28 protein-coding genes, 1 tRNA gene and 1 pseudogene are annotated in these 25,421 nt (G+C 41.0%); 14 read left to right on the top strand and 16 right to left on the bottom strand.

The annotated features are described in order from the left end of the window. Positions 1-168: 168 nt before the first annotated feature. The 7 genes from atpH to petL all read right to left on the bottom strand — a co-directional run bounded on the left by atpH (position 169) and on the right by petL (position 4,116). Complete coding sequence (atpH, locus tag HWQ43_RS01040) at positions 169-723, bottom strand: ATP synthase F1 subunit delta (RefSeq protein WP_292729033.1); 555 nt, start codon at positions 721-723, stop codon at positions 169-171. Further along, positions 720-1,292 (bottom strand): F0F1 ATP synthase subunit B, encoded by a 573-nt coding sequence (locus HWQ43_RS01035; RefSeq protein ID WP_292729031.1) that lies wholly within the window; start codon positions 1,290-1,292, stop codon positions 720-722. The genes atpH and HWQ43_RS01035 overlap by 4 nt, the downstream gene beginning before the upstream one ends. 187 nt (positions 1,293-1,479) lie before the next feature. Next, the gene (locus HWQ43_RS01030; RefSeq protein ID WP_094351161.1) at positions 1,480-1,911 is read right to left on the bottom strand and encodes a F0F1 ATP synthase subunit B'; all 432 of its coding nucleotides are present in this window, start codon (positions 1,909-1,911) and stop codon (positions 1,480-1,482) included. Positions 1,912-2,093: 182 nt separating this feature from the next. Further along, positions 2,094-2,339 carry an ATP synthase F0 subunit C gene (atpE, locus tag HWQ43_RS01025; RefSeq protein ID WP_013192016.1) on the bottom strand — a complete coding sequence of 82 codons (246 nt, stop codon included), beginning with the start codon at positions 2,337-2,339 and terminating at the stop codon, positions 2,094-2,096. Between the two features lie 149 nt (positions 2,340-2,488). Continuing rightward, positions 2,489-3,250, bottom strand: coding sequence for a F0F1 ATP synthase subunit A (gene atpB, locus HWQ43_RS01020; protein WP_012411161.1), 762 nt, complete (start codon positions 3,248-3,250; stop codon positions 2,489-2,491). A 60-nt stretch (positions 3,251-3,310) separates the two neighbouring features. Then, on the bottom strand, positions 3,311-3,751 hold the full coding sequence (locus HWQ43_RS01015) for an ATP synthase subunit I (RefSeq protein ID WP_181929325.1): 441 nt from the start codon (positions 3,749-3,751) through the stop codon (positions 3,311-3,313). 269 nt (positions 3,752-4,020) lie between these two features. Further along, a complete protein-coding gene (gene petL / locus HWQ43_RS01010; RefSeq protein WP_084227316.1) occupies positions 4,021-4,116 on the bottom strand; it encodes a cytochrome b6-f complex subunit PetL in 96 nt (31 codons plus the stop codon). Between the two features lie 213 nt (positions 4,117-4,329). On the opposite strand from petL, the gene aroB reads away from it, so the two are divergent. The 3 genes from aroB (at position 4,330) to HWQ43_RS00995 (ending at position 6,672) form a co-directional block, all read left to right on the top strand. Further along, complete coding sequence (gene aroB, locus HWQ43_RS01005; RefSeq protein ID WP_292729023.1) at positions 4,330-5,421, top strand: 3-dehydroquinate synthase; 1,092 nt, start codon at positions 4,330-4,332, stop codon at positions 5,419-5,421. A gap of 82 nt (positions 5,422-5,503) precedes the next feature. Next, positions 5,504-6,082 (top strand): Uma2 family endonuclease, encoded by a 579-nt coding sequence (locus HWQ43_RS01000; protein ID WP_292729020.1) that lies wholly within the window; start codon positions 5,504-5,506, stop codon positions 6,080-6,082. 311 nt (positions 6,083-6,393) lie between these two features. Further along, on the top strand, positions 6,394-6,672 hold the full coding sequence (locus HWQ43_RS00995; RefSeq protein ID WP_292729017.1) for a hypothetical protein: 279 nt from the start codon (positions 6,394-6,396) through the stop codon (positions 6,670-6,672). A gap of 158 nt (positions 6,673-6,830) precedes the next feature. Here HWQ43_RS00995 and HWQ43_RS00990 read toward each other — a convergent pair whose 3' ends face one another. Then, positions 6,831-7,046 (bottom strand): hypothetical protein, encoded by a 216-nt coding sequence (locus HWQ43_RS00990; RefSeq protein ID WP_099101757.1) that lies wholly within the window; start codon positions 7,044-7,046, stop codon positions 6,831-6,833. 433 nt (positions 7,047-7,479) lie between these two features. On the opposite strand from HWQ43_RS00990, the pseudogene HWQ43_RS00985 reads away from it, so the two are divergent. Continuing rightward, positions 7,480-7,796 (top strand): annotated as a pseudogene (locus HWQ43_RS00985) (hypothetical protein). Positions 7,797-8,035: 239 nt separating this feature from the next. After that, positions 8,036-8,374, top strand: a complete 339-nt coding sequence (gene trxA, locus HWQ43_RS00980; protein ID WP_292729011.1) for a thioredoxin — start codon at positions 8,036-8,038, stop codon at positions 8,372-8,374. 53 nt (positions 8,375-8,427) lie between these two features. On the opposite strand, the gene HWQ43_RS00975 is transcribed toward trxA, so the two are convergent. From HWQ43_RS00975 to HWQ43_RS00960, 4 genes are all read right to left on the bottom strand, one after another. Then, positions 8,428-8,961, bottom strand: a complete 534-nt coding sequence (locus HWQ43_RS00975; protein ID WP_292729008.1) for a dihydrofolate reductase family protein — start codon at positions 8,959-8,961, stop codon at positions 8,428-8,430. 143 nt (positions 8,962-9,104) lie between these two features. Further along, complete coding sequence (locus tag HWQ43_RS00970) at positions 9,105-9,359, bottom strand: TIGR03643 family protein (RefSeq protein WP_292729005.1); 255 nt, start codon at positions 9,357-9,359, stop codon at positions 9,105-9,107. A gap of 176 nt (positions 9,360-9,535) precedes the next feature. Continuing rightward, entirely contained in the window at positions 9,536-11,338 is a 1,803-nt protein-coding gene (locus tag HWQ43_RS00965; protein WP_292729002.1) for an ABC transporter ATP-binding protein, read from the bottom strand. 86 nt (positions 11,339-11,424) lie between these two features. Further along, entirely contained in the window at positions 11,425-13,203 is a 1,779-nt protein-coding gene (locus tag HWQ43_RS00960) for an ABC transporter ATP-binding protein (protein WP_292728999.1), read from the bottom strand. A gap of 214 nt (positions 13,204-13,417) precedes the next feature. Between HWQ43_RS00960 and HWQ43_RS00955 the strand changes: the two genes are divergently transcribed. Next, positions 13,418-14,479 (top strand): L-histidine N(alpha)-methyltransferase, encoded by a 1,062-nt coding sequence (locus HWQ43_RS00955; protein WP_292728996.1) that lies wholly within the window; start codon positions 13,418-13,420, stop codon positions 14,477-14,479. 358 nt (positions 14,480-14,837) lie between these two features. On the opposite strand, the gene HWQ43_RS00950 is transcribed toward HWQ43_RS00955, so the two are convergent. Together HWQ43_RS00950 and HWQ43_RS00945 are read right to left on the bottom strand one after the other, a co-directional pair. Then, positions 14,838-15,050, bottom strand: a complete 213-nt coding sequence (locus HWQ43_RS00950) for a type II toxin-antitoxin system HicB family antitoxin (RefSeq protein WP_292729055.1) — start codon at positions 15,048-15,050, stop codon at positions 14,838-14,840. Continuing rightward, positions 15,034-15,300 carry a type II toxin-antitoxin system HicA family toxin gene (locus tag HWQ43_RS00945; RefSeq protein WP_292728994.1) on the bottom strand — a complete coding sequence of 89 codons (267 nt, stop codon included), beginning with the start codon at positions 15,298-15,300 and terminating at the stop codon, positions 15,034-15,036. Before HWQ43_RS00945 ends, HWQ43_RS00950 begins: the two co-directional genes overlap by 17 nt. A gap of 625 nt (positions 15,301-15,925) precedes the next feature. Here HWQ43_RS00945 and HWQ43_RS00940 point away from each other — a divergent pair. Both HWQ43_RS00940 and HWQ43_RS00935 read left to right on the top strand, forming a co-directional pair. After that, entirely contained in the window at positions 15,926-16,696 is a 771-nt protein-coding gene (locus HWQ43_RS00940; protein ID WP_292728991.1) for a pentapeptide repeat-containing protein, read from the top strand. Between the two features lie 36 nt (positions 16,697-16,732). Beyond that, complete coding sequence (locus HWQ43_RS00935) at positions 16,733-17,356, top strand: TenA family protein (protein WP_292728989.1); 624 nt, start codon at positions 16,733-16,735, stop codon at positions 17,354-17,356. Between the two features lie 243 nt (positions 17,357-17,599). Here the strand turns inward: HWQ43_RS00935 and HWQ43_RS00930 are convergent, their stop codons facing one another. After that, positions 17,600-19,222, bottom strand: coding sequence for an iron uptake porin (locus HWQ43_RS00930; RefSeq protein ID WP_292728986.1), 1,623 nt, complete (start codon positions 19,220-19,222; stop codon positions 17,600-17,602). Positions 19,223-19,625: 403 nt separating this feature from the next. On the opposite strand from HWQ43_RS00930, the gene HWQ43_RS00925 reads away from it, so the two are divergent. The 6 genes from HWQ43_RS00925 (at position 19,626) to HWQ43_RS00900 (ending at position 23,851) form a co-directional block, all read left to right on the top strand. Further along, the gene (locus HWQ43_RS00925) at positions 19,626-20,567 is read left to right on the top strand and encodes a metal ABC transporter substrate-binding protein (protein ID WP_292729053.1); all 942 of its coding nucleotides are present in this window, start codon (positions 19,626-19,628) and stop codon (positions 20,565-20,567) included. A gap of 92 nt (positions 20,568-20,659) precedes the next feature. Then, positions 20,660-21,436 (top strand): metal ABC transporter ATP-binding protein, encoded by a 777-nt coding sequence (locus HWQ43_RS00920; protein ID WP_292728983.1) that lies wholly within the window; start codon positions 20,660-20,662, stop codon positions 21,434-21,436. 12 nt (positions 21,437-21,448) lie between these two features. After that, positions 21,449-22,318 carry a metal ABC transporter permease gene (locus tag HWQ43_RS00915; protein WP_292728980.1) on the top strand — a complete coding sequence of 290 codons (870 nt, stop codon included), beginning with the start codon at positions 21,449-21,451 and terminating at the stop codon, positions 22,316-22,318. A 74-nt stretch (positions 22,319-22,392) separates the two neighbouring features. After that, positions 22,393-22,465, top strand: a tRNA-Phe gene (locus HWQ43_RS00910). Positions 22,466-22,633: 168 nt separating this feature from the next. Further along, positions 22,634-23,323 (top strand): Uma2 family endonuclease, encoded by a 690-nt coding sequence (locus tag HWQ43_RS00905; protein WP_292729050.1) that lies wholly within the window; start codon positions 22,634-22,636, stop codon positions 23,321-23,323. A 141-nt stretch (positions 23,324-23,464) separates the two neighbouring features. Beyond that, complete coding sequence (locus HWQ43_RS00900; RefSeq protein WP_094351141.1) at positions 23,465-23,851, top strand: hypothetical protein; 387 nt, start codon at positions 23,465-23,467, stop codon at positions 23,849-23,851. A gap of 51 nt (positions 23,852-23,902) precedes the next feature. Here the strand turns inward: HWQ43_RS00900 and HWQ43_RS00895 are convergent, their stop codons facing one another. After that, on the bottom strand, positions 23,903-25,237 hold the full coding sequence (locus HWQ43_RS00895; RefSeq protein WP_292728973.1) for a lipid-A-disaccharide synthase: 1,335 nt from the start codon (positions 25,235-25,237) through the stop codon (positions 23,903-23,905). Positions 25,238-25,421 lie beyond the last annotated feature (184 nt).

Below are 25,421 nucleotides of genomic sequence, written 5' to 3'. Positions count from 1 at the left end.
TGCTTTCGAGACGGAAAAATTCAAGAGTTAGGAGTTAACAGTTAGGAGTGATGAGTTAAGAGTGATGAGTTAAAAATGCAAAAATTACAAGTTAAAAGTCAAAATAAATTACTATTTACTTAACTCCTAACTTCTAACTCCTAACTCCTAACTCCTAACTCCTAACTCCTAACTATTAGTTAAGCGCAATGAAAGGCGGCGCAACTGACCTCGGATACTAGCGTCAATTACCTGTGAACCTACTTTAATGATCACACCACCAATTAACTCGCTGTCTACCCTGGTTTCTAGTTCTACCTGGCGAGCATTGGAGATGGCGATGACCTTTTGGATGATTGCCTGCTGTTGAGCTTCTGTGAGGGGAACGGCTGAAATTACTTCCGCTAATACGGTTTGATTCAGCTGCCGCAACAGCGCCAGATACTGTTGAAAAATATCTTCCAAGAATGCAATGCGCCGCTTATCTACCAGTATCAGCAAAAAATTGCGTAAGTAGGTATTAGAGCCTTCACCGAGTATTTGTTTGATGAGAGCTTTTTTGTTCTCAGATTGAATAAACGGGTTGCTGAAGAAGTTGTGTAGCTGTTTGTCTGCCCTGAGCAGTCCCAGGAAAGTACGCGCATCTTCCCCGAACTCTTCGGTCAAATTTTTCGATTGCGCTATTGACAAAAGTGCCTGTGCGTAGGGTTGGGCTACTTCGGCTGACGCTACCTGACTTGTCATACGTTGCCTCCCAGTTGTGCGATGCTGCGGTCAATTAAACTTTGTTGAGCATCGTCGGCAATCCCGCTTTTGAGTTGCGATTCGACTTTTTGCAATGCTAGTGTAGCTACCCGTTGCCGCAGTTGAGCGATCGCTCGATCGGTTTCAGTGTTTAAATCTGCTGCTGCTGTTTGTTTCAAGCGTTCTACGTCTTGCACTGCCTTCGCTAACAAGGCTTCTTTCGTCTTTTGAGCGTTTTCTGTGGCAGATTGGCGGATGCGTTCTGCCTCTGCCTGAGATTGCTTCAATTGCTCTTGCGCTTGGGAAAGGGCAGTCTTTGCCTCTTTTAAGCGCCCTTCTGCTTCCTGAATTGCGGTGGCAATATTGGATTGTCGCTCGTTCAGGATATTGCTTAAAACCTTACGTCCGAAGTAAAATAGTATGCCAATCAGAATCGCTAGATTGATCAGATTGGTTTCAAAAATGTCTAGGTTTAGACCGAAACCACCTTCTGCTGCGCCTTCTGCCAATTCAGAGTGAACAGCGTTCGCTTCTGCGGCAAGTAATAAGAATGTCCCCATGATACCCATTTACAAGTGCGCTGCTCGCTTGCTAATACGTTGTATTTTCCCGTAGGGAAATTCAGTATCTTTTCCCCGAAGGGAAATTAAGTATCTTTCCCCAGAAGGGGAAAAAGTGCCTTTTTTGACACTTAATTAAGCGCTCTGGACTAGGGGCCAGTTGCGCGTATGCTTTCACAGAACCAGTCTAGTTAGCTTATCTAACTGGAGTTGGCCCCAATAGTTTTTCTAGAATCTGCCTGCTTAGAGCATCAACTTGTTGCTCTAAGGTGCGAAAAGCTTCCTGCTTTTGTTGTTCTATTTCAACAGCAGCTTGTTCTCGTTGAGTCTGAGCTTCCTTTTGGGCCTCAGCAATTTTCTCGGCAGTAATTTTTTTAGCTTCCAGTTGAGCTGCTTCTACAGTCGCTTGCGATTGTCTGCGAGCGTCTGCGAGTTGCTGCTCATATTCGGTGGCTAAACGCTCGGCTTTAGCCAAGCTCTCCCGGGCCTCCAGGGTATTCGTTCGGATATAATTATCGCGATCGTCTAGTACCTTGGTCAGTGGCTTATAGAAAATTGCATTCAACAAAGCTGCTAGTAGCAGGAATTGCAATGCCATGAAGGGCAAGGTAGCATCGAAATCAAACATTTGTCTCCTCTTTGGCTGGAGTAGCAGTTTTCGTGGCTAGCAACATCATCCAACCTTTCATATTTTAGAGACCCATAGCCAATAAGGGTCAACTGAACATTAGAACTATTAAGATATCCAAAAAGTTCCGATTGTAGAGGCGTGATGGTTCACGTCTCCACACTCACAAAAACTTTCAGGTATTAGGCGAAGGGGTTAGCAAACAGCAATACCAGGGCAATCACTAGACCATAGATAGTCAAGGATTCCATGAATGCCAAGGTTAATAGCAGAGTACCGCGAATTTTTCCTTCTGCTTCAGGTTGACGAGCAATACCTTCTACTGCTTGTCCAGCAGCGTTACCTTGACCGATACCAGGGCCAATTGCAGCTAAACCAATCGCTAAAGCAGCAGCGAGAACTGAAGCAGCCTGAACTAATGGATCCATGTTGATTTTCCTTGCTTTGATTACAAAACTAACAGACATTACGTTAACGATTAGAAACGTGGTTTTCACGCTGCACCGGGTTCTTTAAATCGCGCTTTGCGATGTTTTGAGCGAACATGCTCTTGGAACTGTGCTATCAACTGAGAAGTTTAATGCTCCTCATGTTCTTCTCCACCATGCCCCTCCATTGCCTCATGAATGTATGCTCCGGCTAGGGTGGCAAAAACCAGGGCTTGAATGGCACTGGTAAATAAACCCAAGGCCATTACAGGCAGAGGTACAAATAGAGGAACTAGCAGCACCAGCACCGCTACCACCAATTCATCCGCCAAAATATTACCAAATAGCCGGAAGCTTAGGGAGAGGGGTTTGGTGAAATCTTCTAGAATTGCGATCGGCAACAAAACAGGTGTTGGCTCTATATATTTCTTAAAGTAGCCTAAACCCCGTTTGCTAAAACCTGCGTAAAAGTACGCTAAGGAGGTCAGCAATGCCAATGCGACAGTCGTATTGATGTCATTGGTGGGAGCTGCCAATTCGCCCGAAGGTAGCTTGATGAGCTTCCAGGGAATTAGCGCACCTGACCAGTTCGATACGAAAATAAACAAGAACAATGTGCCAATAAATGGCACCCAAGGGCGGTACTCTTTCTCACCAAGTTGGTTTTTTGCCAAATCACGGATAAATTCTAGGGCATATTCCATCAAATTTTGGATGCCCTTGGGAATTCTTTGTGCGTTTCGAGTAGCTGCGATTGAAGCCACTACTAGAATACTAATCACAAACCATGAGGTGAGAAAAACTTGCCCATGAATTTTAAGATTGCCCAACTGCCAGTAGAAATGATGTCCTACTTCTAATTCGGCGAGGGGAAAAGAATTAAAGGCGTTTAAGACACTAAGCATTTGCATTCTTCAAGCATTTTCCCCAACGAGCGAGGATGGGATTACTATCTTTGTGAGCCTGACTTTTTAAGAATCAGGAATGAACGCAATTTGCACCATATAGACGAAGAGCGTGGCTTTGTAAGTTAGAAATCCCAAAAAAATGGGCAGAATCTGTAGCTCACGCCATTGAGTTGCCACGATCATCACTCCCAAAAATAGAGCAAAACGAGTTTTGCTCAAACTGGTTTTCTCACTACCGAGCTGCTCAACATCTCTAGCCAACATTTTTAAGTAAACCACACCTGTACACGCCCCAATTAAATAATTTAGGGCAATGTTTAAGGAATAAAAAATCCACACAGAGATAAAAATAACCCCCGTCAAGACAAGCGTGATTACCAACAATCGCTGGAAGAGTTGATAGAACTCTTGCATGGAGTTACCTGATTCTGTGTCTTCAGAACCAGTTTTAGCATCTTGTTGCGTTGTCGGAGTGGGCGCAATTGATTCGTCAGACAAGCTCACGGGACTTGAAACCAGTACAGTTAAATATGATGACTGCACATTCAGTCAGCTGAATCATATCACGATGCGGTAACAATACTTTAGGAAAAAACAATTAACTTCTTGTCAACATCAGAGAGTAAGTGCTGACAGACAAAAGCCTACAGCGCTTTTACCAAGTCCGCCGAGGTGGGCTTGGTGAAAAAGTTAGGATTTTATAGGATATTGATAAATTGAGGGCAGGCAAGATGCCCACCCCACAAGAATCTTGGGTTGAATATACCTCTCGATTAAATTATCTTGGCAGTTCGCAGACCGAACAGCAAACCTACAGATAAGCCAAAGAATAAACCCAAGAAGACGACATAAGATACAATTGCAAACATTTATTGCTCTCCAGAATACTTCCTAAATCTATTGAATCATTAGTTGTTGGGTATTGGGCATAGGGCATTGGGCATGAGGGTAGAGGAGAAATAGTTACTACAACTTCTTTGCTGCTTCCCTGCTTCTTACCAATCCCCAATGCCCTATGCCCTATGCCCATTTCCTAGATTGCGATACAATACAGCCCACAAGCGCTTGTTTGGGGTTGGGCAATGACTTCTGTAATTAATGTAAATTTACCAGAGCAGTCTTATGAGATTGCGATCGCACCTTCGAGTTTAGATCAACTGGGTCAACAGATGGCCAGTCTCAATCTAGGCAAGAAGGTACTACTAGTTTCTAATCCAACGATTTTTAAGCATTTTGGCGAAAGAGCAATTACATCCCTAAAATCTGCTGGATTTGAAGTTGCTAGCTGCACTCTACCGCCTGGTGAACGCTACAAGACCCTCAATTCCATCCAAAAACTCTACGATGTAGCCTTGGAAAACCGCCTAGAACGTTCTTCTACGATGGTGGCTTTGGGAGGAGGTGTAATTGGCGATATGACTGGCTTTGCAGCCGCAACTTGGCTACGCGGTATTAATGTTGTCCAAGTGCCTACCTCTTTGTTGGCGATGGTAGATTCAGCAATTGGTGGCAAAACTGGTGTGAATCATCCCCACGGTAAAAACTTAATTGGGGCATTCCATCAACCGCGTTTGGTTTTGATTGACCCAGATGTGTTAAAAACTCTACCTATGCGTGAGTTGCGGGCAGGGATGGCAGAAGTTATTAAGTACGGTGTGATTTGGGATGCCGAATTGTTTGCCCAGTTAGAAGCAAGTAAACGCCTCGACCAACTCCGCTATGTAAAACCTGACTTAATAACAATCATATTAACGCGCTCTTGTCAAGCTAAAGCTGATGTTGTTAGCAAAGATGAGAAAGAAGGCGGATTACGGGCAATTCTCAACTATGGACACACCATTGGTCATACAGTGGAAAGTTTGACTGGTTATCGTCTAGTAAATCATGGTGAAGCGGTGGCTATTGGTATGGTAGCAGCAGGTCAAATTGCTGTGGATTTAGGACTGTGGCAAAAGGAAGACACAGAACGTCAAAATGCTTTAATTCAAAAAGCGGGTTTACCGACTCAGTTACCGGATGGGTTAGATATTGAAGCAATTATTGAGGCGTTGCAGTTAGATAAGAAAGTCAAAGCGGGGAAAGTGCGGTTTGTTTTACCAACAGAGATTGGTGTAGTAACAATTACCGATGAAGTGCCATCAGATATTATTCGGCAAGTTTTGCGAGGAATGTGAACAATTTGAAGAAGAGGAGTCAGAATTTAGGAGTCAGAATAAAAGTTAGTTGCTCTGTCCTTCAATTACGAATTAATGAGCCATGATACTCCAAGCCAAAAATCAATTAACTTTGCAAGAGTTCTTGAATCTTCCACCAGGCGAGGGAGATATCACCTACGAACTTGTTGATGGTCAAGCAAGTCCTAAGATGTCACCAAAAAAATTCCACTCGAAACTTACCCGCGCCCTTCTCAATTTAATTGAGCAATGCTGTGAGGGGAAAGGAGAAGTTTGCCCAGAATTAGCTGTCGCATTAACTCGTCGAGGGCGAGATTGGATGCCAATACCGGATATTTTGTATATTTCTAATGAACGTTTACCCCCAGATTGGGAGCAAGAAGGAGCATGTTCTGTTCCTCCTGATTTGGTGATTGAGATTATTTCACCAGGGCAAACCTTTGGACAAATGGCGGCTAAAGCCAAATACTATTTGGATGCTAAGGTGCTGCGGGTATGGGTATTAGATAGTAAAGCCAGAAGCATTACTGTTTTTTATCCAGATGCAGCACCACAAACTTATATGGGAGAAGAACTACTCACAGATTCTTTGTTTGAAGGACTGCAATTTACTGTTGAGCAGGTGTTTCAAAAGGCGAAAATACCATTCACTACTGAATAGCATATTATATTTAGCACAATTCTCTTGCTTTTACCATCCATCGAAATTTCAAGTAGTGGAAGGTTTGTCTAACTTTAACCAGTTGCTTAAGCAACTTATCTGGTTAATTTATATGGTAGCTGTATGTAAGTTCTACTGTACTAATAGTTTAGCTGATTAATTCATCCGTTTGTAAGAGGTAATTAGTAAGGGAATAAGTATACTTTGTTTATAATCAGACCAACACTAATATGGTTGGAAACTGTATTCACGCAACAGATGTATCAACTATGTTCAACCTAATATTCACCGGATGTATAAAAATAAAACCTTTGGTTCTTTCAACAGCTTTTTTACTGGCTGTACAGATTTCTGCCAATGCTGAACAAGCAGTTCCTAGTTTGACTCCAAGACAAGCTCAACATTTATCCCGTGACTTGGTTCCATATAATTCTCAAGAATTTTTTAGACAAGGAAAAGATTCTATTGAGAGAGAAATTCAAATTCTTAATCAAAGGCAACAGCGCCCAATTAAACCTATTCTTAAAATCGATTCAGTACCGCAAAGCAAAAAACCACATACTCAGCAAAAACCCCAACCTCTTATCTAAGCGAGAATCATCACTCTTCTATGGCTCCTGCTTGTGCTGTTAATTACTTGATCTGTAGCACATAAGCTATATACCCAGTCATCACAACCACTATACTTTGCTTTTAGATAACAGAGGTTTTCTATTTTCAATAAATTTTGTTGCAAAATTTTACAATCTTATTCGTCTAGCAAACTCATTAACGCTTGAATTTCAACGTCTTGCTCTTGCGGCTCTGATAATTGAGACTGTAGCTTTAATAATTGACTCTGTAATTCTTCTGCTACATGAAGCATCTCAGACTCTTGGGCAATTTTTAGCTGATTTTCTTTAATTTTGATTTGTTTAAGCAAGTCATTTTCAACATGAATTGAGTTGTAATGTTGAGCAATCATGGCTTTACATTTATTATCAATCTATGGAGTGCAATTAAATTTTCCACTTATGTATTATTCCACACTTTTGTCATTTTTTAAATATCTGGCGAGTTAATCTTGATCGTTCATAGTTTTTAGCCTGTTCTCTTCTCAAAATTTTGGAAATATTGACTTCAGGTACTTCCACTTAAAAAACATCTCATCTTAGATGCGCCTGGATGTACGCCCGTACTACAAACGTACGAATAAAGCTAGCTCTGATAATTTAACTCTGTAACATATCTATATTTTTATCGGCTTTTACAAAAATGGAAATCATGAGATAAAATTGGTTGACTTAAGGCAAATTTTGAGACAACACACATTAACTTGTCTGTTATTTTCCAAGTTTTGTAAATATATTAAACATTCAAGTTTTGTAAATATATTAAACATTATTTTTGTGAACAGTATGGATTTAAAGTTTATCAAGAAAAAGATTTATACCTTTGTAAAAATTATATCTACAGTGCTTATAACAAGTGCAATTGGATTGGAATCGTGGAATATTTATGCCGTAATAACTAATATTAATGTACCAAGCAGCCTGAATCCAATTTTTTGGATTGAGCGTTTTGCCATGATCAGCCATTTTATTGAGAGCATTATAGCAGCTTTTTATGCACCTTCCAGACAAAAGATGCCAATAAAATATGCTACTTATACTTTTTTTGTCGGCACAATTGAATTGGGTTGTTAGAACTATTTGGCCAGCAGGATGACTATTGACGCTTCTACGCCTTGAAGGTATTGGTTTTTGGATTAGGTTGGTTGGTAGGGTGTGTTATGCGATCGCACCCTATGTACAAATATTATTAAGTGATTAAATATACGTCATCAAGCAAAAATCATCTGCGGGAGTTTCCCAATGAATGTAGGTAACTAATAAATCTGGCACTCATAAAGGAGTATAGTTTGTATAGTTAGCTTTTTGCTGAAATTTTAGTTTGACACTAAGGAATTAAAAAATGTCTACTGATACTGACATAGTTACTTACGTTGAAGAAAGTGAATTTGATGTTGTTTTAAATGGAAGTGAAGAGAAAGTTGTTGTTGTTGATTTTACTGCTACTTGGTGTGGCCCCTGTCGCTTAGTCAGTCCGTTAATGGAGCAACTTGCTGAAGAATACAAAGGTCGCGCTAAAGTCGTTAAGGTAGACGTTGACAGCAATAAACCCATTTTCAAAAAATTTGGTCTTCGCAGTATTCCAGCAGTTTTAATTTTCAAAGATGGTATTTTAGCAGAAACCATTGTGGGGGTTTCTCCTTACGAAGACTTTAGCAATGCTGTTCAGAAGCTTCTTTAGATAATTCGTAATTCGTAATTCGTAGAGAACATCATTAAGAATTACGAATTCTTTTAAATATTTTGTTTTCGCCTATAATGTGCTTGAAGTAAACCGCTTGGATATTGTTTTGAGGTAATAAGCTCCAATTTTTCTTCATGGGTAGGTGGTGGAAAAAGATATATACCGCCACCTAAGATAGTTGGAATAGTTGAAATGATATATTCGTCAATCAAGCTGTGCTGAAGAAATGAATTGATTAATTTTCCGCCACCAACTAGCCAGATATTTTTAAAACCTTGAGCCTCTATATTAGCTAACGCTTGTTTTAATGGGTCAGAAACAAACACAACGTCCTCACGATCGGATTGGAGATGACGTTGGGTGAATACGAAAGATTTTTTTTCTGGATAAGGCCATCGATCAAAACCCAGCCCTACTTCATACGTTTTGCTACCTAAGACGATCGCATCAATCGATTCGTAAAAATCAGTGTAACCGTAGTCTTCATCTTCTGTATCAAGGATTGATAGCCACTCAATTCCGCCATCGCTGCGAGCAATGTAGCCATCCAAACTAGCTGCAATGTAGAGTGTAACTTTCGTCATTGTGCTTGTGAATTTGGTAGTTTTCACTCAATGAGTGCAAGCGAACACAGGCTTACTTCTTTTTACAGTATTTTAGCCTTTGTTGGTTTATATCACAAAACAGCGATGTCTACGACGGGCTACGCCTACGCTTACCCAATTACTTACGTTTTTTGATTATGCGATTTAAATCGACCTGCAATAAATTCTCGCTGAGATAAATGCTTTGTATTGCGTTTGGTGACTCGCTCTCGCCACATCTTGAAACTAGATTCTTTCATTTCGCGCCTCATTAGGGCGATTACCTGTTTCTCCAGTAGCCCAAACTGAGCCTCAATCGCATCAAAAGATGTTCTATCTTCCCATGCCATTTCAATGATGCGATCGATGGTTTCCGAATCTAGGTTAGGTAGCTTCATTTTTTCCTGGAAAATAAAAAAAGAATTTAGGAATCAGGAGTCAGAATTCAGAATAAATTCTATATTATTAGCGAGTGATAAGTGGGTTTAATAAATCCGCCAAATCTTAAATTTAGTGGGGGATTCAAACCCATCACTAATTAATTCTGAATTCTGTATCCTTCTTCAAATATATTTTACTTTTCGTTTTGAAGAACCATTGTGTCTACTGCACCCAGTTGGAGAGCATAAAGGTTGGCATAAACACCCTGCTGATTAACGAGTTGGGCGTGAGTACCCTGTTCTACAATTTGTCCCTGCTGAATTACTAAAACCTGATCTGCCTGAGTAACTGTACTGAGACGATGGGCAATTACGAAACTGGTACGACCTTGAAGCAAACGACCGATCGCACTTTGTACTAGCGCTTCTGTACGGGTATCGATGCTGCTGGTGGCTTCATCGAGAATCAGAATTTGGGGATTAATTAATACCGCACGAGCAATACTGATTAGTTGTCGCTGTCCTTGGCTCAAAGGCGCTCCCCGTTCGCCTAATTGAGTTGTATAACCCTGTGGTAGTGAGGTAATGAACTCATGCACATTTGCCAGTTGTGCAGCCGCTTCGATATCAGCTTGAGTGGCGTAAGGAGCGCCAAAAGCTATATTTTCGGCGACGGTACCGATGAACAAAATATTATCTTGCAGGACGATGCCAATTTGACGGCGCAGACTTGCTTGAGTCACGCTACGCACATCAAGATCGTCAATTTTGACTGCACCGCTTGATACATCATAGAAGCGCAAAATCAAGTTAATAATTGTACTTTTTCCCGAACCGGTTGGCCCGACTAATGCAACCATCTGCCCTGGATAGGCGTGCAAATTCACTCCTTTGAGAACCAGTTGATCTGGGTTATAGCCAAATTTGACATTCTCGAATGTCACCTCACCTTGAATAGGCGGCATTTCTGTGGCATCGGGTGCATCTTTAAGTTCTGACGGTTCATCTAATAATAGAAAGATTCTTTCTAATCCGGCGAAAGCAGATTGAGCTTGAGTATAAAACTGGCTGAGAATTTGAATAGGACGGAAAAACTGCTGGACGTAAAGTAAAAAGGATGTCACTACACCCACTGTTGCAGCTCCTGTTACCGCTAGATAACCGCCATAGGCTAGCACGCCTGCCGTTGCTAATGTGTTGAGAAAATCGATGGAGGGTAAAAAGGCTGAAGTAATTGCTACAGCTTCAACGTTGGCATCTCTATTAGCGGCGTTAAGAACATCGAATTCTTCAATATTCATCTGTACGCGATTAAATGCTTGCGCTTCTCGCACGCTGCCAATATCTTCTTCTAACTTGGCAGAAAGTTCCCCAATGGTTTGTCGGGTGACGCGAAATCTAGCTCTTGCCCAACGCGCAAATAAGCTTGTGGTAAAAATCATCAGTGGCACAACCAGATTGCTCAACAAACCAAGTTGCAGGTTGATTGAGAGCATGGCAATCACAATGCCAATTAAACTGAAAGTGTTGCCCAGCATTTGAGCGATCGTCAGTCCAAATGCTTGATTCACGGTGTTGACATCATTCAGCAATCGGCTCATTAAATCGCCTGCTTCGCTGCGATCGAAAAAGCTGAGTGGCAGACTTTGGATTTTAATGAAAATATCTTGCCTTAGTTGAGCCAGCAATCGCTGCATAATCCAGCCGACTCGAATAATTTGACCCCGAATTGCTAAGACACCAAGTCCATAGTTCAACCCTAGTAGCCCTAACAATACCAGCAGTCCTTGCAAATTCCCTTGTGCAATCAGATGATCGATCGACCAGCCGAGAAAGAATGGCCCAACTGCCTGAGTTATGGCACCAATTAATACTAATGTCAGGGCGATGGGAATTTCTTTGCGATAAAGTAGCACATATTGTAAAAAGCGCCGCAGGGTGGAAAGTTTCTGACTCGCGTTTTCCTCAGATGCAACAACGGGAATGGTGCCTCTCATAAAAATTTTGGATTTTAGATTTTGGAGTTTAGATTAAAAGTCTTTATTACAAGGCCGTAAGCAAAATTAATTATGTTAATTGGAGATCATTTTTTCTCCTTAGGCTTTACCTGAGATTCCAAAATTACACCGTAGAGTGGACTGGTTTGCATCAATTCCTCATGAGTGCCTTGTGCTACCAATCGTCCTTTGTCCATGAGAAAAATGCGATCGGCATTTTTAACGGTGCTAATGCGTTGAGCCACTACAAAGGTTGTACAAGCTTTTTGACGCATTAAGCCATCTAGTTCGGCTTGAATTTGGGCAGCAGTTTTGGCATCAACAGCCGACGTACTATCGTCCAAAATCAGAATGCTGTAATCGGTTAGTAAGGTACGAGCGATCGCAATTCGCTGCTTTTGTCCACCAGATAAGCCTACGCCCCGTTCACCCACAATCGTCTCGTAGCCATCGGCTAGACTGCTAATAAAATCATGCATTTGGGCGGTTTTTGCAACTTCAATTACCTGCTCTAAGGTGGCATCAGGTTTGGCGTAAGCAATATTCTCGCGGATTGTGCCAGAGAAAAGGGTGGTTTCCTGAAAGACAATACCAATATGCGATCTGAGGCTTTTGAGTGTGAAACTTTTTATATCTCGTCCATCAATACGAACTGCTCCCTTGGTGACATCGTAAAAGCGGGGAATTAGGTTCATAATTGTGCTTTTTCCCGAACCAGTCATTCCTAAAACGGCGATTAGCTCGTTAGGCTTGGTTTCAAAGGATACTTCTTTCAGAGTTTCGGTTGTCGCTCCGGGATAGCGAAAAGAAACATTTTCAAAGGTAATTCTACCACCGCAGGTGTCAAAGGGCACAGCACCGGGGCGATCGCGAATTTCTACCTCTGCATCCACAACTTCATAAACTCGTTCGGCGGAAGCAGCTGCTTGAGCGATCGCGGGTGCGGCAAATCCAATTAACAAAATCGGTTGGAGAATCAATGCTAGGTAGGAGTTAAACGCCACCAGTTCGCCAATGGAGAACCGATTTCCAATCACCTGCGCTCCCCCATAGGCGAAAACGGCCAGTGTTACCAAATTACTCAGCAAAAAGATCAACGGGAAAGTATCACGGATGGCGCTAATGGTCTTCATGTTTGCCTTGACTAGGCCATCATTCAGAGCTGTATAACGCGACCTTTCGGTTGACTCCCGCACAAAAGCTTTAACTACCCGGATTCCTAGCAAGTTCTCTTGCAATACAGCATTCAGGTTGCTCAGTTGCTCTTGTACTTGCCGAAAAAGCTTGTTATTTTGGTTGATGAATCGCGCCATCAACCATGCAGCGATGGGCACTACTGTGAGGGTAATTAGTGCTAATCGCCAGTTCATCAGCAGCAAAACTACCGAAATACTCACCAATGTCACAATTGAGCCGACGACTTGAATTAAGCTAGTGCCAACAAAGGTGCGGATCTGCTCAATATCGCTGGTGACGCGGGTTAGTAGTTGAGAAGTCTGCGACTGGTCATGAAAGCTGAAACTGAGATTTTGAATCTTGCTGAAAATTTTGTTTCGCAGGTCATAAGCAACACCCTGAGACACTGCTTCTGCTAGATAGCTTTGTCCAAAGTTAAATACACCACGAGCGATCGCAGCAACTACCATCCAGGCGGCACTATATAGCACAATTTGGAGGTTTTTTTGCGTGATCCCTTGATCGATTCCCCACCGAAATAATTGTGGGGTTACAGCATTTGCGATCGTCAACAGCAACAGGCTGACTAATGCTCCCAGTGAAGTCCACCGGTAAGTGCTTAAACTCTTAAGCACACGCTGGGTTGACTTTATCGACGAAGTTTCCTGGAGTTCTGCTTGTTGAACCACTGCAATTCACCCCTGTATCATTGGAAAATTATCTCGTATTTTGATTGTAAAAAACCAATTTATTCTTTGAGAATGGGGAATGTGATATAGAAAACAGCCCTGTTCTTTGTAATGAAGATTCCAGGTTTTGGGACAGTGGCATGGGAGAATACATTTCTAGCAAGCATTGCGGCTAATCAATTTCAAGACCGAAAAAAACCAAAGAACAAGAATAATGGCTCAAAATTTTCATAGCAATTCCCAACTTCCCTTAGATATTTCATCTGCTATCAGTCGCACAGCAAAGCCAAGTTCTGAGTTCTACTCTCTTTTTTCTGAAGAAGAAGTTTTAGGGATAATTGATGCATTAGAAGTCAGACGAGAAATACCTCTCAAGTATTCGTATAAAGGAAGAGGTGCAAAGATTTGGAACGATTTTTATCTAAAATATGCTATTCCTAGATGGTATGGAAGAGCAAATGTAGAAATTGACCTTTTAAAAGATAATTTTAAATATTTGAATGGTAATATCAAAACTGGGGATAGAGTAAATATTATAGACGTTGGCGCAGGTAATTCCTATCCAGTGAAAAAGTTTATTCGCAGACTAAACAAATTAGGAAAGGTTAATAAATATATTGCTTTAGACATTAGTGAAGAATTGCTTCATGTCTCCAAAAGCAATTTTAGAAAATGGTTTCCACTAGTCGAATTTAACAGTTCCACAATTGACATAGAAAGTAGTTGTGTACCCAAAATTTTATTCCAAAATCAAGCTAGCCTTGAAATTGACGACACAGCGAAAATATTTTTACACTTAGGAGTTACCATTGGAAATCATCAAAATAGAGATGCGGTGTTCAAAAATTTTAGAGATAGCATGGTAAAAAATGATCTTTTAGTATTTACTAACGAAATTGGTTCTAACTCTACATGGGACGGAATAGTTAGAGGTGGTTGCAAGTATCATGTAGAAGAAGTATATGGATGGGTTAAAAAGAAGATTGGGATTAAATCGGAAGATTGTGAACTAGTGAGAAAATACGATTTAAAAACAGATAGTATTGTTGCTAATCTGAAACTACGTCATGATTACACTATAAATTTTAGTCAGATGGGTATAGATAAAAATATTGAACTTTCTAAAGGTGAAGAGATTACTATTTGGCGACATCACAAGTATGAACTGCCTAAACTTTTGCAAGAAATAGAACGTTCTGGACTAGAACTTATTCACTATACTACTAACAAATATAAATCACATATTATGGTGATTTGTAAGGTTGCCAGTAACTAAGTTCTTCACTTAGAGGATGTTTGAAAAGTTATGATTAATGTATCAAATATTCTTTTACCCCACCCTAACCCTCCCCTTATAAAGGGGAGAGAACCGGATTTTATTGTTTCCCCCCCTTTATAAGGGGGGATTAAGGGGGGTAATTCGACTTGTGGTACAAGCGTTTGAGCTTAAGTTGACAATAATGGGCAATACCGTGTACCCATTCAAATGAGAATCGCTATAACTTAGATACCATAATGGCAGCCAGTAGAATTTTTTAGGTCTTTTAGCGAAAATTTTTCCGATCCGTATCTAATATGGTATTAAATATTTCTGATGATGCTAAAAAATCAATTTAACTTGGTTTGTGTATCAATTAAATGTACATCAAACGTGGTCTAGGTTCAGGAACTGGACGCCCCAAATCTTTAGCAGTTTCTATCCATTCCTGCATAACTAATTCTACATTATGCAGGGCTTCTTGATAAGTATCACCGTCAGCAGCACAGCCTGATAACTCTGGGACTTCAGCAATAAAGGCTCGATCTAATTCACTCCAGTAGAGAATAATTTCATACCAAAACATTATTTTTACTTCCTAGCTTATATTTGAGAATCACTGCCCGAACTTGTTTAATTTGATAACTTTTGGCTTTTCCTTTTTTATGTTGCAGGTTCAATATTTCCTCAACATCGGCTTTGACAAAAATACGATGATCGCCACGAATCCGTTCTTCAAAGCCTAGTGTATATAAAAGTTGCCACAGTTGGGCGAAAGGGATATCTGTATCAGAAGTCCCAGAGAGAATTTTGTCTAAGAGTTTGTCTTGCTGACTCACGTTTTTCTGACTGCTTTAATGTTTCTATAGTCTCATATTTATTTAAAATCAGGGTATCCAAAAGCAAATCTATCATTTTGCTCCTGAGTTAGAGCATCCCTGATGACAATCACTAGTACAACACAGCGAAAATAAGCCAATCATTCCAAATCAACGAAACCCTTATGCTGTATTCATTTTTAATTTTTAATTTTTAATTCCGCCTTGCGGTACTAGTCCAGTTATAGGGCAAACTTTAGGCTTGGATAATGCTCTACTAATTTACTTGATTTTAAAAAATACTAATTATTTGGATGTTACAGATGCTTTCTTTGAAGCGATATTTTGCAGTGAGTTTAATTTTGTGATACCAGTTTCGCCTCTAGTGGAGTGTATCATTTGTCTTGACGAATGATGCTCATTTACCCTTTTTACTGGGGTTGTCAGTCTTAATATCGGCTCGATTTATACTTTCACGACTTTTCTAGAATCCTTTAGCGTAAGGTTCCATAGAAAAGGTATCACCAATTTATAAGTGATCTAGGCAACTACAGAGGGCAAATTATTGAGATTGCTCATATCATAATGCTGAGGTATAAATCCATCTCAGTTAATAATGTGATTGAGTAAAAAATATTACATAAATATGAAAAGCCAACTTCTAAGTGCAGTTGCATTTCTAACCACGATTAGTTTGACAACAACCGTACAAGCAGCAAATTCTGAACATGTTAAACAGTTATTGGCAACCAAACAATGTCAAAACTGTGATTTGACGAGTGCAGGTTTAGTGATGGCTGACTTATCTGGAGCAAATTTGAGCGGCGCTAATCTCACAGGTGCTAACCTCAGCCGTGCAAACTTGAGCGGTGCAGATTTGCGGGGTGCAAACTTAAGTGGCGCAAGTTTATTTGGCGTTAACCTGAGCAACGCTAAATTTAATGGGGCAAATTTGACGGGTGCTGATTTGAGAAATACTTATTTAGCAAATGCAGAACTAACTGGCGCTTACTTAAATGGGACTAACTTCCAAGGTGCAGTTGCTATACCATCACAAATTGCTTCACCAGCAGAATTTTATGCTTTGGGTGTAGCAGAAGGGCAAAAAGGCAACCAACAGCAAGCAATTAGTTATTTTAATCAAGCGATCGCAATTAAACCAGAATATGCGGATGCTTATCTCGCTCGTGGTGTCGCCCGTTACCAAATACTAGATAGACAAGGTGCATTTCAAGATGCTCAAGTTGCGGAAAAATTGTTTACAGCCCAAAACAACAGCACTGGAACCCTAACAGCCCAAACTTTTATAAAAGAACTACAAACACCCATCAATGAGAAGGTAAGTACTGGTAAACCCAGCTTCGTTGACTTTTTGGGAAGTATTGGCTCAGTCTTGCTCCAGTTCTTCCCTTTTTAAAGGGGATAATAACAGTTGACAAATGACAAATAACAAATGACTTTATCTAACGAATTATGGGCAGCAAATCAAGACTTAGCCCAAGCTTGCCTAGAGCATCCTTTTGTTCAAGGCATTGGCGATGGTACTCTTGAGCGAGCTAAATTTGCTTACTACGTAGGGCAAGATGCTTTTTTCTTAGAAGCTTTTGCCCGTGCTTACAGTATCGCCGCAGCTAAAGCACCAGACTGGTTAGGTTTCACCACATTTCATAATTTAGCTAGTGGAGTTTTAGAAGAACTAAGGCTGCATAGTGCCTATGCTTATGAGTGGGGAGTCAATTTGTATGCTGTAGAACCTGCATCTGCCACCCGCCGCTATACTGATTTTTTGTTAGCAACTGCTTGGAGCAAAGATGTAGGTTTGACTGCTGCGGCAATGTCTCCTTGTATGCGTTTGTATGCCTTTTTAGGAGAAAAATTGGCTTGTAACGGTATTCCTAATCATCAATATGCAGACTGGATTCGTACTTATAGCAGCGCAGATTTTCAACCACTAATACAACAATTAGAAAATTTGGTTGACAATTATGCCGCTACTGATTCTGTTGTGCATTCAACTTATCGTTATGCGATGTTTTGTGAACGCGACTTTTTTCAGGCTGCGTGGATGTTCAGTTGAGCAAATTCATACAGGAATCTTATACCATTTTGGATTGTGAAACATCCATTAGATAAGTGTTTCAGTTTTCCATCTGTCGCAATCATTTTTCAAATTGGTATTATTTGACGTTTCCTAACCATCAAACTTACATTGTTTTAAGATATCAAGCCCACTAAAAATGCTGAGTTTTATTTTTAAAACTGCACACAAAAGAAAAGACGCAAATTTATCCTTTGCGTCTTCTTTTAATATTTTAAAAAATTAGAAACTGAATGTGGTTCTCAATGCACCAATAACAACATCATCATTAGTGTCGTTGTGATCTGGAGATGTTAACCAGATGACTCCAGGAGTAATGGTGATATTGTCACTCAGCTTATACTGGTAGAACGCTTCAAGATGATAGGATGTATCAGGATCGCTATCTAACCCTGCGATGTCAGAACTTGTCACTTTCGGCTCCATACCAGCGATGATACCTGCTAAGTTACCTTTTTTACCGAGGTCAGGGAATCCCAAGGTGACAGCATAGTTCCAAATATCAACGTCTCCACGTGTTCCTCTCAAGCTTTGGCTGTTGGTGTATCCAGCCCAACCACCCAAGACGATATTATCAGTAATGCCAATGGATGCTTGGACGCCGTAAGAATTACTGGAAAATCCTACTTGATCTTCTGGTAAACCCTGGATAGCTGCTATATCCTGGAAAGTGGCGGCATTGCTACCTGTGAGTAGTGGTTGATTGTAGGAATTGATGTAAGTTAAACCGATAGAAATGCGATCGCTTGGTTTAACTGTCAGCTGTGCTAACGCACCATAAGAACCATTGAACAAGCCATTATTGAGTGTAGGGTTATTAGCTGTACCACTCAAATACCCTAGACTTAATGCCAATTTTTCGCTGAACTCGTATGTTACTCCCAACCCCGCACCATTTATTTGGTTATAAATTGGGTTACGTGTACCAAAGGTAGACAAAGCACCAAAAGCGCCATCACCATCAAAGAGATTGACAGTGCTGGTAAGATCGTCTGCTGCACCGGCATTGGCAATAGCGACAACCTCTGTTTTTTCACCCAAGGGAAATCTATAGAACAAGGCATCTATCGCAGCATCAGTAGTACCATCCTCGCCAGCAAAAAATAAGTTACCTTCTGGCGTACCAATGTTAGGGCTGAGAATATTATTAGCCTGAATTCTGGTGAATAGGGTATCTTTCCCTGTGAAACTGGTTACTAATTCTAGCCGTGCCCGTACCCCTAAAGTTGTATTCTCGTCTGTAATTTCTGCACCGTTGACTGTATTTCCTGACAACACATCGCTGACAACTGCAACAACTTGTCCTTGCAATTTAGTTGTGGTTGAGAACTGATTCGCCTCCAATTCAGCACTGCGTACTTCTACTGCATCCACACGACCTCGGAGTGTCGCCAGTTCTGCGGAAAAATCTTCTTGCAGCTTTTGTAATGTGGCTAAATCTTGTTTACTAACTAAATCGCCAGTGGCTGTAGCAATAAGTTCGTTAACGCGATCGAGACAAGCATTCAAACCAGCAGCAAACTCATATCGCGTTAATGCCCGATTACCGCGATAAGTGCTATTTGGGTATCCTGCAATACAGCCATACCGCTCAACCAAGGATTGCAATGCTTGAAATGCCCAGTCAGTGGGTTGTACATCAGAAAATTGAGACACGGAGGTAACTTGTCCCATTTTCTGATCTGGGGCGATGTTCGTAGCTCTTGCATCTGGATTAGCTAAAACTTGCGGTTGATTAATTTCAGATTTACCTGATGTTTCACCTGCAAATGTAGCAGTATTCACAAATAGCATGAAACCGCAGACTGCTGGACTAACTAGCAGATATTTCCAGAATTTTTCCATTTCTCTCCTCACACTGATCTCCAACTCACACCCAAACCACGTTTTTTAAACGTGTATTTTATGAGAATCTTTCTCAGCAATCTTATCAGAAGTAAGCAACCTTTTTAATAAAAAAAGTCAAGAAATCCTAATTATTTAGGGAAAACTAAATTGCAGAGGGCTGTACCGTCTGAAAAAGTTTTGTTGTTACTCATTACACTGCAAACTCAGAATGATATTATGTACTTAAAATGAGAATGAGAATTATTATAGTATAAATTTAGAATACTTCCCATTGCCAATAGTGATGATGACAGAGGTAGAACAAGCATCCGTTTTGAGGAGAAATATCGTGATTGTGAATTGTAGAGAAATTAGAACAGGTAAGCAAAGAAGCGGCATCTTGTCCATAATTGCTCTGCTAATGTTATCGATGACTACTGGGTGTAGCCAATCGAATCCAAATCAGGGAACAACTTCCGAACAGTCGCCGCAAGCACAGGAAGCTGCTTCTACCTCACAGCCACAGTGGGGAAAAACTAAAGTAGTAGCGACATTTTTGCCGATATATTTATTTACTAAGGCAGTAGCTGGGGATGTGGCAGATGTAGAAATACTAATGCCACCTGGTACGGAGGTACATGAATACCAAGCGACACCAGGAAATGTCAAAGCGATCGCTACTGCTAAGGTTTTAGTAAAAAATGGTTTAGGCTTGGAGGAATTTCTGGAAGGTACTGTCAAAAATGCCCAAAATCCCAAATTAACTGAAATTGATGCAAGTATTGGTATTAAACCATTAAATGAAATTTCACCTGTTGTCAAAATGACACCAGATGAAAAAGACCAGGAACATAGTCAGGGTAATCCTCACGTTTGGTTAGATCCAGTTTTAGTAAAACAGCAGGTAACGAATATTCGAGATGGATTAATTGCTGCCGACCCGGCGAACAAAGCTACTTACGAAGCAAATGCTACAGCTTATATTAAAGAATTAGAAAGTTTAAACAGTGAATTTCAGCAGACTTTGCAGAAAAATCCCAGTTGCACCTTTATTACCTTTCATGATGCGTTTCCATATTTAGCCAAACGCTACAACCTCAAGCAAGTTGCTGTGGTGCAAATTCCCGAAGATCAACTTTCACCAACAGATGTTCAAAATGCCGTCAGCGCTGTGAAAAAATACAAAGTTAAAGCTTTATTTAGCGAACCAGGAGTAGATAATAAACTGCTGAACAGCCTCTCTAAAGACTTGAAATTAAATTTGCATACTCTGGATTCTCTAGAAACTGGCGAAACAGATCCACAGCATTATTTCAAGGCAATGAAAGCTAATTTGCAAACTTTGGAAACATCATGTAAATAGATATGTCATTTGTCAATTGTCCTTTGTCCTTTGCAAATGACCAATGACTAATGACCAATGACTAATGACCAATGACTAATAACCAATGACCAATGACCAATGACATTCCTATTTTGAAAGTAGAAGGATTAACTGTTTATCAAGGCAGCTATCTAGCTGTTCGAGATGTTTCCTTTGAATTATTGCCAGGAACAGATACAGCCATTGTTGGCCCCAATGGCGCTGGTAAAAGTACCCTGGTAAAAGCGGTTTTAGATTTGATACCTCGAAGTGCTGGGACGATTGAAATCTTGGGTCGTCCAATTTCCAGATTGGGGCATTTACGCCACACGTTGGGCTATATGCCGCAAAACTTCATTTTTGACCGTAGCTTTCCTATTTCTGTCAGCGAATTAGTCGGACTGGGATGGACTAAGGAAGGGAAAAGAAAGAATTTATTTTTTTCCAAGCTGTGGAGACAAGACCGGGAAAAATCGGCAGCAGTAACAGAAGCTTTACGGCGAACTGATGCTTATCATTTACAGCATCAAGCTATTGGTACTCTTAGTGGCGGTCAACTGAAGCGGGTTTTATTGGCTTATTGTTTGGTAATGCCTCGGAAACTCTTGGTACTAGATGAAGCCTTTGCTGGTGTTGATGTGCAAGGTGCAGCAGACTTTTACGCTTTGTTAAATGGATTAAAGCGAGAGGAAGATTGGACAGTATTACAAGTTTCTCACGATATTGATATGGTAAATCGGCATTGCGATCGCGTGCTTTGCCTGAACCAAAGCATTGTTTGTACTGGTAAGCCAGAAATTGCCCTTTCACCGCAAAACCTGTTAGCAACCTACGGCCCAGGTTTCAGCCGCTACCAGCACCAACATTAAATTTCCATAAATATGAATTTATTCAATGATTGTCAGATAAATTGGCTAGCGATCGCTAGTAGTAATGACTTGCTAGAGTTGTTACAACTTGCCTCAATACAGCGTGCGATCGTCGGTGCTGCCTTGATGGGAATACTTGGCGGGATGTTGGGTAGTTTTGTCACGTTGCGCCAGTTGTCATTTTTCAGCCACGCGGTTGGTCATGCAGCATTGGTAGGTGTGGCGTTAGGTGTGCTGCTACAAATAAATCCTACTTGGATGCTATTACCTTTTACTTTAGTTTTTGGGGTTATTGTCCTCTACTTCATCGACAAAACCGACTTAGCTAGCGATAGCGTACTTAGCATAGTGCTATCTGGGGCATTAGCGATCGGTTTAATTCTCACGAGCCTAATTAAAGGATATCGTGGCAATTTGATGGCTGTACTGTTCGGGGATATTCTAGCGATCGACACCACAGATTTAATTTTGACGCTGCTAGTCCTTGTGGGAGGTAGCATATTTTTACTATCAACTCTGCGACAGCAAATTTTATTGACCCTTAACCCCGATGTCGCCCAAGTTCAAGGCGTTCCCGTCCAATTGTACCGCTACGCTTTTGTGGTCTTACTTTCACTCGCCGTTGCTGTAGCGATTAAAGCTGTCGGTGTTTTACTAGTGAACGCCTTTTTGGTCATTCCCGCCTCCACCGCCAAACTGATGAGTCACCACTTTAGCCGTTTTTTAGTCATGTCGGTGATAGTTGGTTCCATCAGCAGCATTGCTGGCATCATGGTCTCAGGTCTTTTCAACCTTGCTTCTGGACCAAGTATTGTTCTTGTCCAGTTTCTCCTATTTGTAGCCGTTTTCATCTGGTTTAAGTTGAGTTTGAAAGCTGCATAACTATTTTTCTCCAAAGACTTGCTATATTCTTTTATCTTTGCTACATTGATTAATCGTGGCTCACAAAAGCCCCAGCCGGGATAGCTCAGTTGGTAGAGCAGAGGACTGAAAATCCTCGTGTCACCGGTTCAAGTCCGGTTCCTGGCATACTTTACAGCGAAAAACACTTCTGACATATTGCATAAGCAAAAGAGTTGCCTGCAAGTTGTTTTTAGCTGGGGTGGAGAACGCTATTAGAATGCGTTGCTTCCCTACACCCTTAGCAAGTTGAATTTACCTATAATCAAAGAAACCGAAGCCACCGCGGTAATAGTCATGCTGTCAGAAAACCTTAAAGTCGTTGGGCTTCCAAGCACTGAAGAACTAGCCTGCTCGGACGATATACCTGTGGATAATGAGGATCAAAATTTTCTGCCCAACATTCTACTGTTCCTATTAACCTCGATTTGGGCAACGCGCACCGATTGGTTTTTCGGCGTAGACATGGCAATCTACCACACAACAGGGGCTAATGCGAGAGTCCCCATAGTACCAGATGGGTTTCTGAGTTTGGGAGTCGATCGCAAAAAAGGTGGTAAATCGCGTAGAAGTTACGCTGTCTGGGAAGAAAATGAGGTAGTACCGATACTAACATTGGAGATGGTATCCCATTCCCCAGGAAGTGAATACGACGAAAAGTTAGAAATTTATCGGAAACTTGGCGTACTTTACTACATTATTTACAACCCCGAATATTGGCAACGCGATCGACACCAACCATTTGAAATTTACAAATTGGTAGATAAAAATTATCAATTACAAATTGGCGAACCCCATTGGATGCCAGAGGTTGGTTTAGGAATTGGACGACATCAAGGTGTTATTGGTGGAATTGGTCAGGAATTTCTATCTTGGTATGACGAACAAGGAAATCGGTATTTAACGGCAGAAGAAAAAGCAGAAAAGTTTGCACAGCATTTACGTTCTCTTGGTATCGACCCCGATAATTTACCCGGCAATCCGTAAATTAGGTTTGCTTCAAGCTAAAAAGCGGGAAGTTGCTAAGTAGTTGAAATCTTGTTAGCTTTTATGCTTAAAATTGCACAAGAGGTTTATTTAGCATCTACTGACAGCTAAAGTTAACCCTTTGCAAGACTCACCTAAGCAATGCTGACTGAAATTTTACCTTTCCGTTTTGAGTTAGACACGATCGCGATCGCTGGAGCGAGTTTGTGGTCATTGGCGCTATATCTAGGTTTTTCCAGAGTCAATGAATGGGTAATCGAGCAACTCAATCGCTGGTTTAACTTTGCCGAGCGATCGCTCTACACCAGCCAGTCAGAATTTGAAAAGACTCGTAAAGCCAGAGAATCCCAAAACGCTTTCTACGCCTCACTGTTTAGCATTGTGCCTTTTTTGGTAGTCGGCGCTTTATGTAACTGGGGTCTGGAAATTAGTTTAGGTGAGAGTTGGGGAATTAGTACAGGTATATTAGCCTGTATGGGTGCTGGCATTTTTGAACTTGGGCGCAGGGATGGAGAATCTTCAGATTAAGCCAGAGTAAAAATGAGGGAGATGTTGCTTTGATGATTCCCTCATCTTTCCCTAATTCCCAATTTCCTCACCAACAATCTGTGCTATCTTCTGCGCTGCACCGCTTTCACCGCGAATATTACGGAGTTTAGCACGCATATCATCCAATTTTTCTGGATTAGCCAAAAAGTCTAAAACCATTTCCCCAACCTCTTGCGGTTGAAGTTTACCCATAATTTCTGCGACTATCTCTTCCTGTGCCCAGATATTTGGCCATGCTAATAAACCTTTGTGTCTCACAAATCTCAGAAATGACCAATTAATCACCTTAGCGCATAGTGTACCGACTACCGGCAGATTTGCCAACAATCCAGGTAAACCATCCCAAGAACGCATGGCATCAAGTTGCTGGGTTGGTAGTAAAACAATCATTGGCACTCCTAAAGCACCAAGTTCAGCAGTGTTTGCCCCTACCGTAGTTAAGCAGATGCAGCACTGGGATAATAAATGATATGCAGGGTTTTCTTGCCACAGTTCCACAGTTAAGCCCGTTGCTGTTTTGAGCAATGCCTTGCTTTTAGGATCGTTTGGGATAATTAAGGAAGCACCGCTAAAGGCAAAGATTTCAGCAATAGAGTTCTTTTGGGGATCGGCAAAACCAGCTAAAGTTTGTAAATCCAAAGTTGGGGCTACAGGAATCACAAATTTGGTTTGCGGTCTTTTTGTATGAACGTATTCGGCAATAGCTAAACATAATGGTACTCCTTGGGCTAATTTTGCTGCTTTTGAACCAGGGAGTAAACCAATTAATTCAGTCTTTTGTCCTACGCTGTGGGAAGTCGCTGACGCGTCTATGTCATTAGTCATTTGTCCTTTGTCGTTTGCTAAGGACAAATGACCAATGACTAATGACTCTTGACTACTAGCTTCTAGCATCAAATCACCGACAACGGTGAATTTGTGAGCATATTTTGCTGGGACTTTGGCTGCCACTTCGGGTTTCATCACACCAAAGCAATCAATCCAATTATGCCAACGAGCTTCCCATTCGGCGTAAACAACTGTGCGATATCCGAGCGTTTTGCCTATAATCACTGGAAAAATTTGATCGCCGCCCAGAAAAACGACTACACCGCGACTTCTCCAATCCCAATTTTCAAATGTTTTGCCCCAAAGCAAAAATTGCCAAAAATGTTCTGCTCCCTGAACTCTATCTACTTCGGGGAAAGAAAGAGCGATCGCTGCTTCTTTCCCACTGGCATTTGAGCAAGGTGATAACACCACAGAAATCCTCATTAAAGAAGGATCATCCCCTAGTTCTTGCCGCAACGCCTTTACTACTGGACGCACCCAGGTTGTTACTTCACCTGGGCCATTTGAAAGGATAAGAATATCTACTTGAGTCATTAGTCAAGAGGCAAATATTACCTAATTCGTTCTTATGTTATCAAAACAGAATTCAGGAGTCAGGAGCCAGAATTCACTTGGGTTGTAGCTATGGGTAACAATCATAGCTGCGATTATTAATAATTTTTTGGGCAATCTAAAATATAGCCCCTTTTTTTTGCTAACTCATTGTTTAGAGGGTGAA

This window comes from Nostoc sp. JL31, from assembly GCF_017114965.1.
Classification (GTDB): Bacteria; Cyanobacteriota; Cyanobacteriia; order Cyanobacteriales; family Nostocaceae; genus Nostoc; species Nostoc punctiforme_A.
The sequence above is the reverse complement of the archived record's forward strand: the minus strand, read 5'-3'. Positions and strand labels throughout refer to the sequence as shown.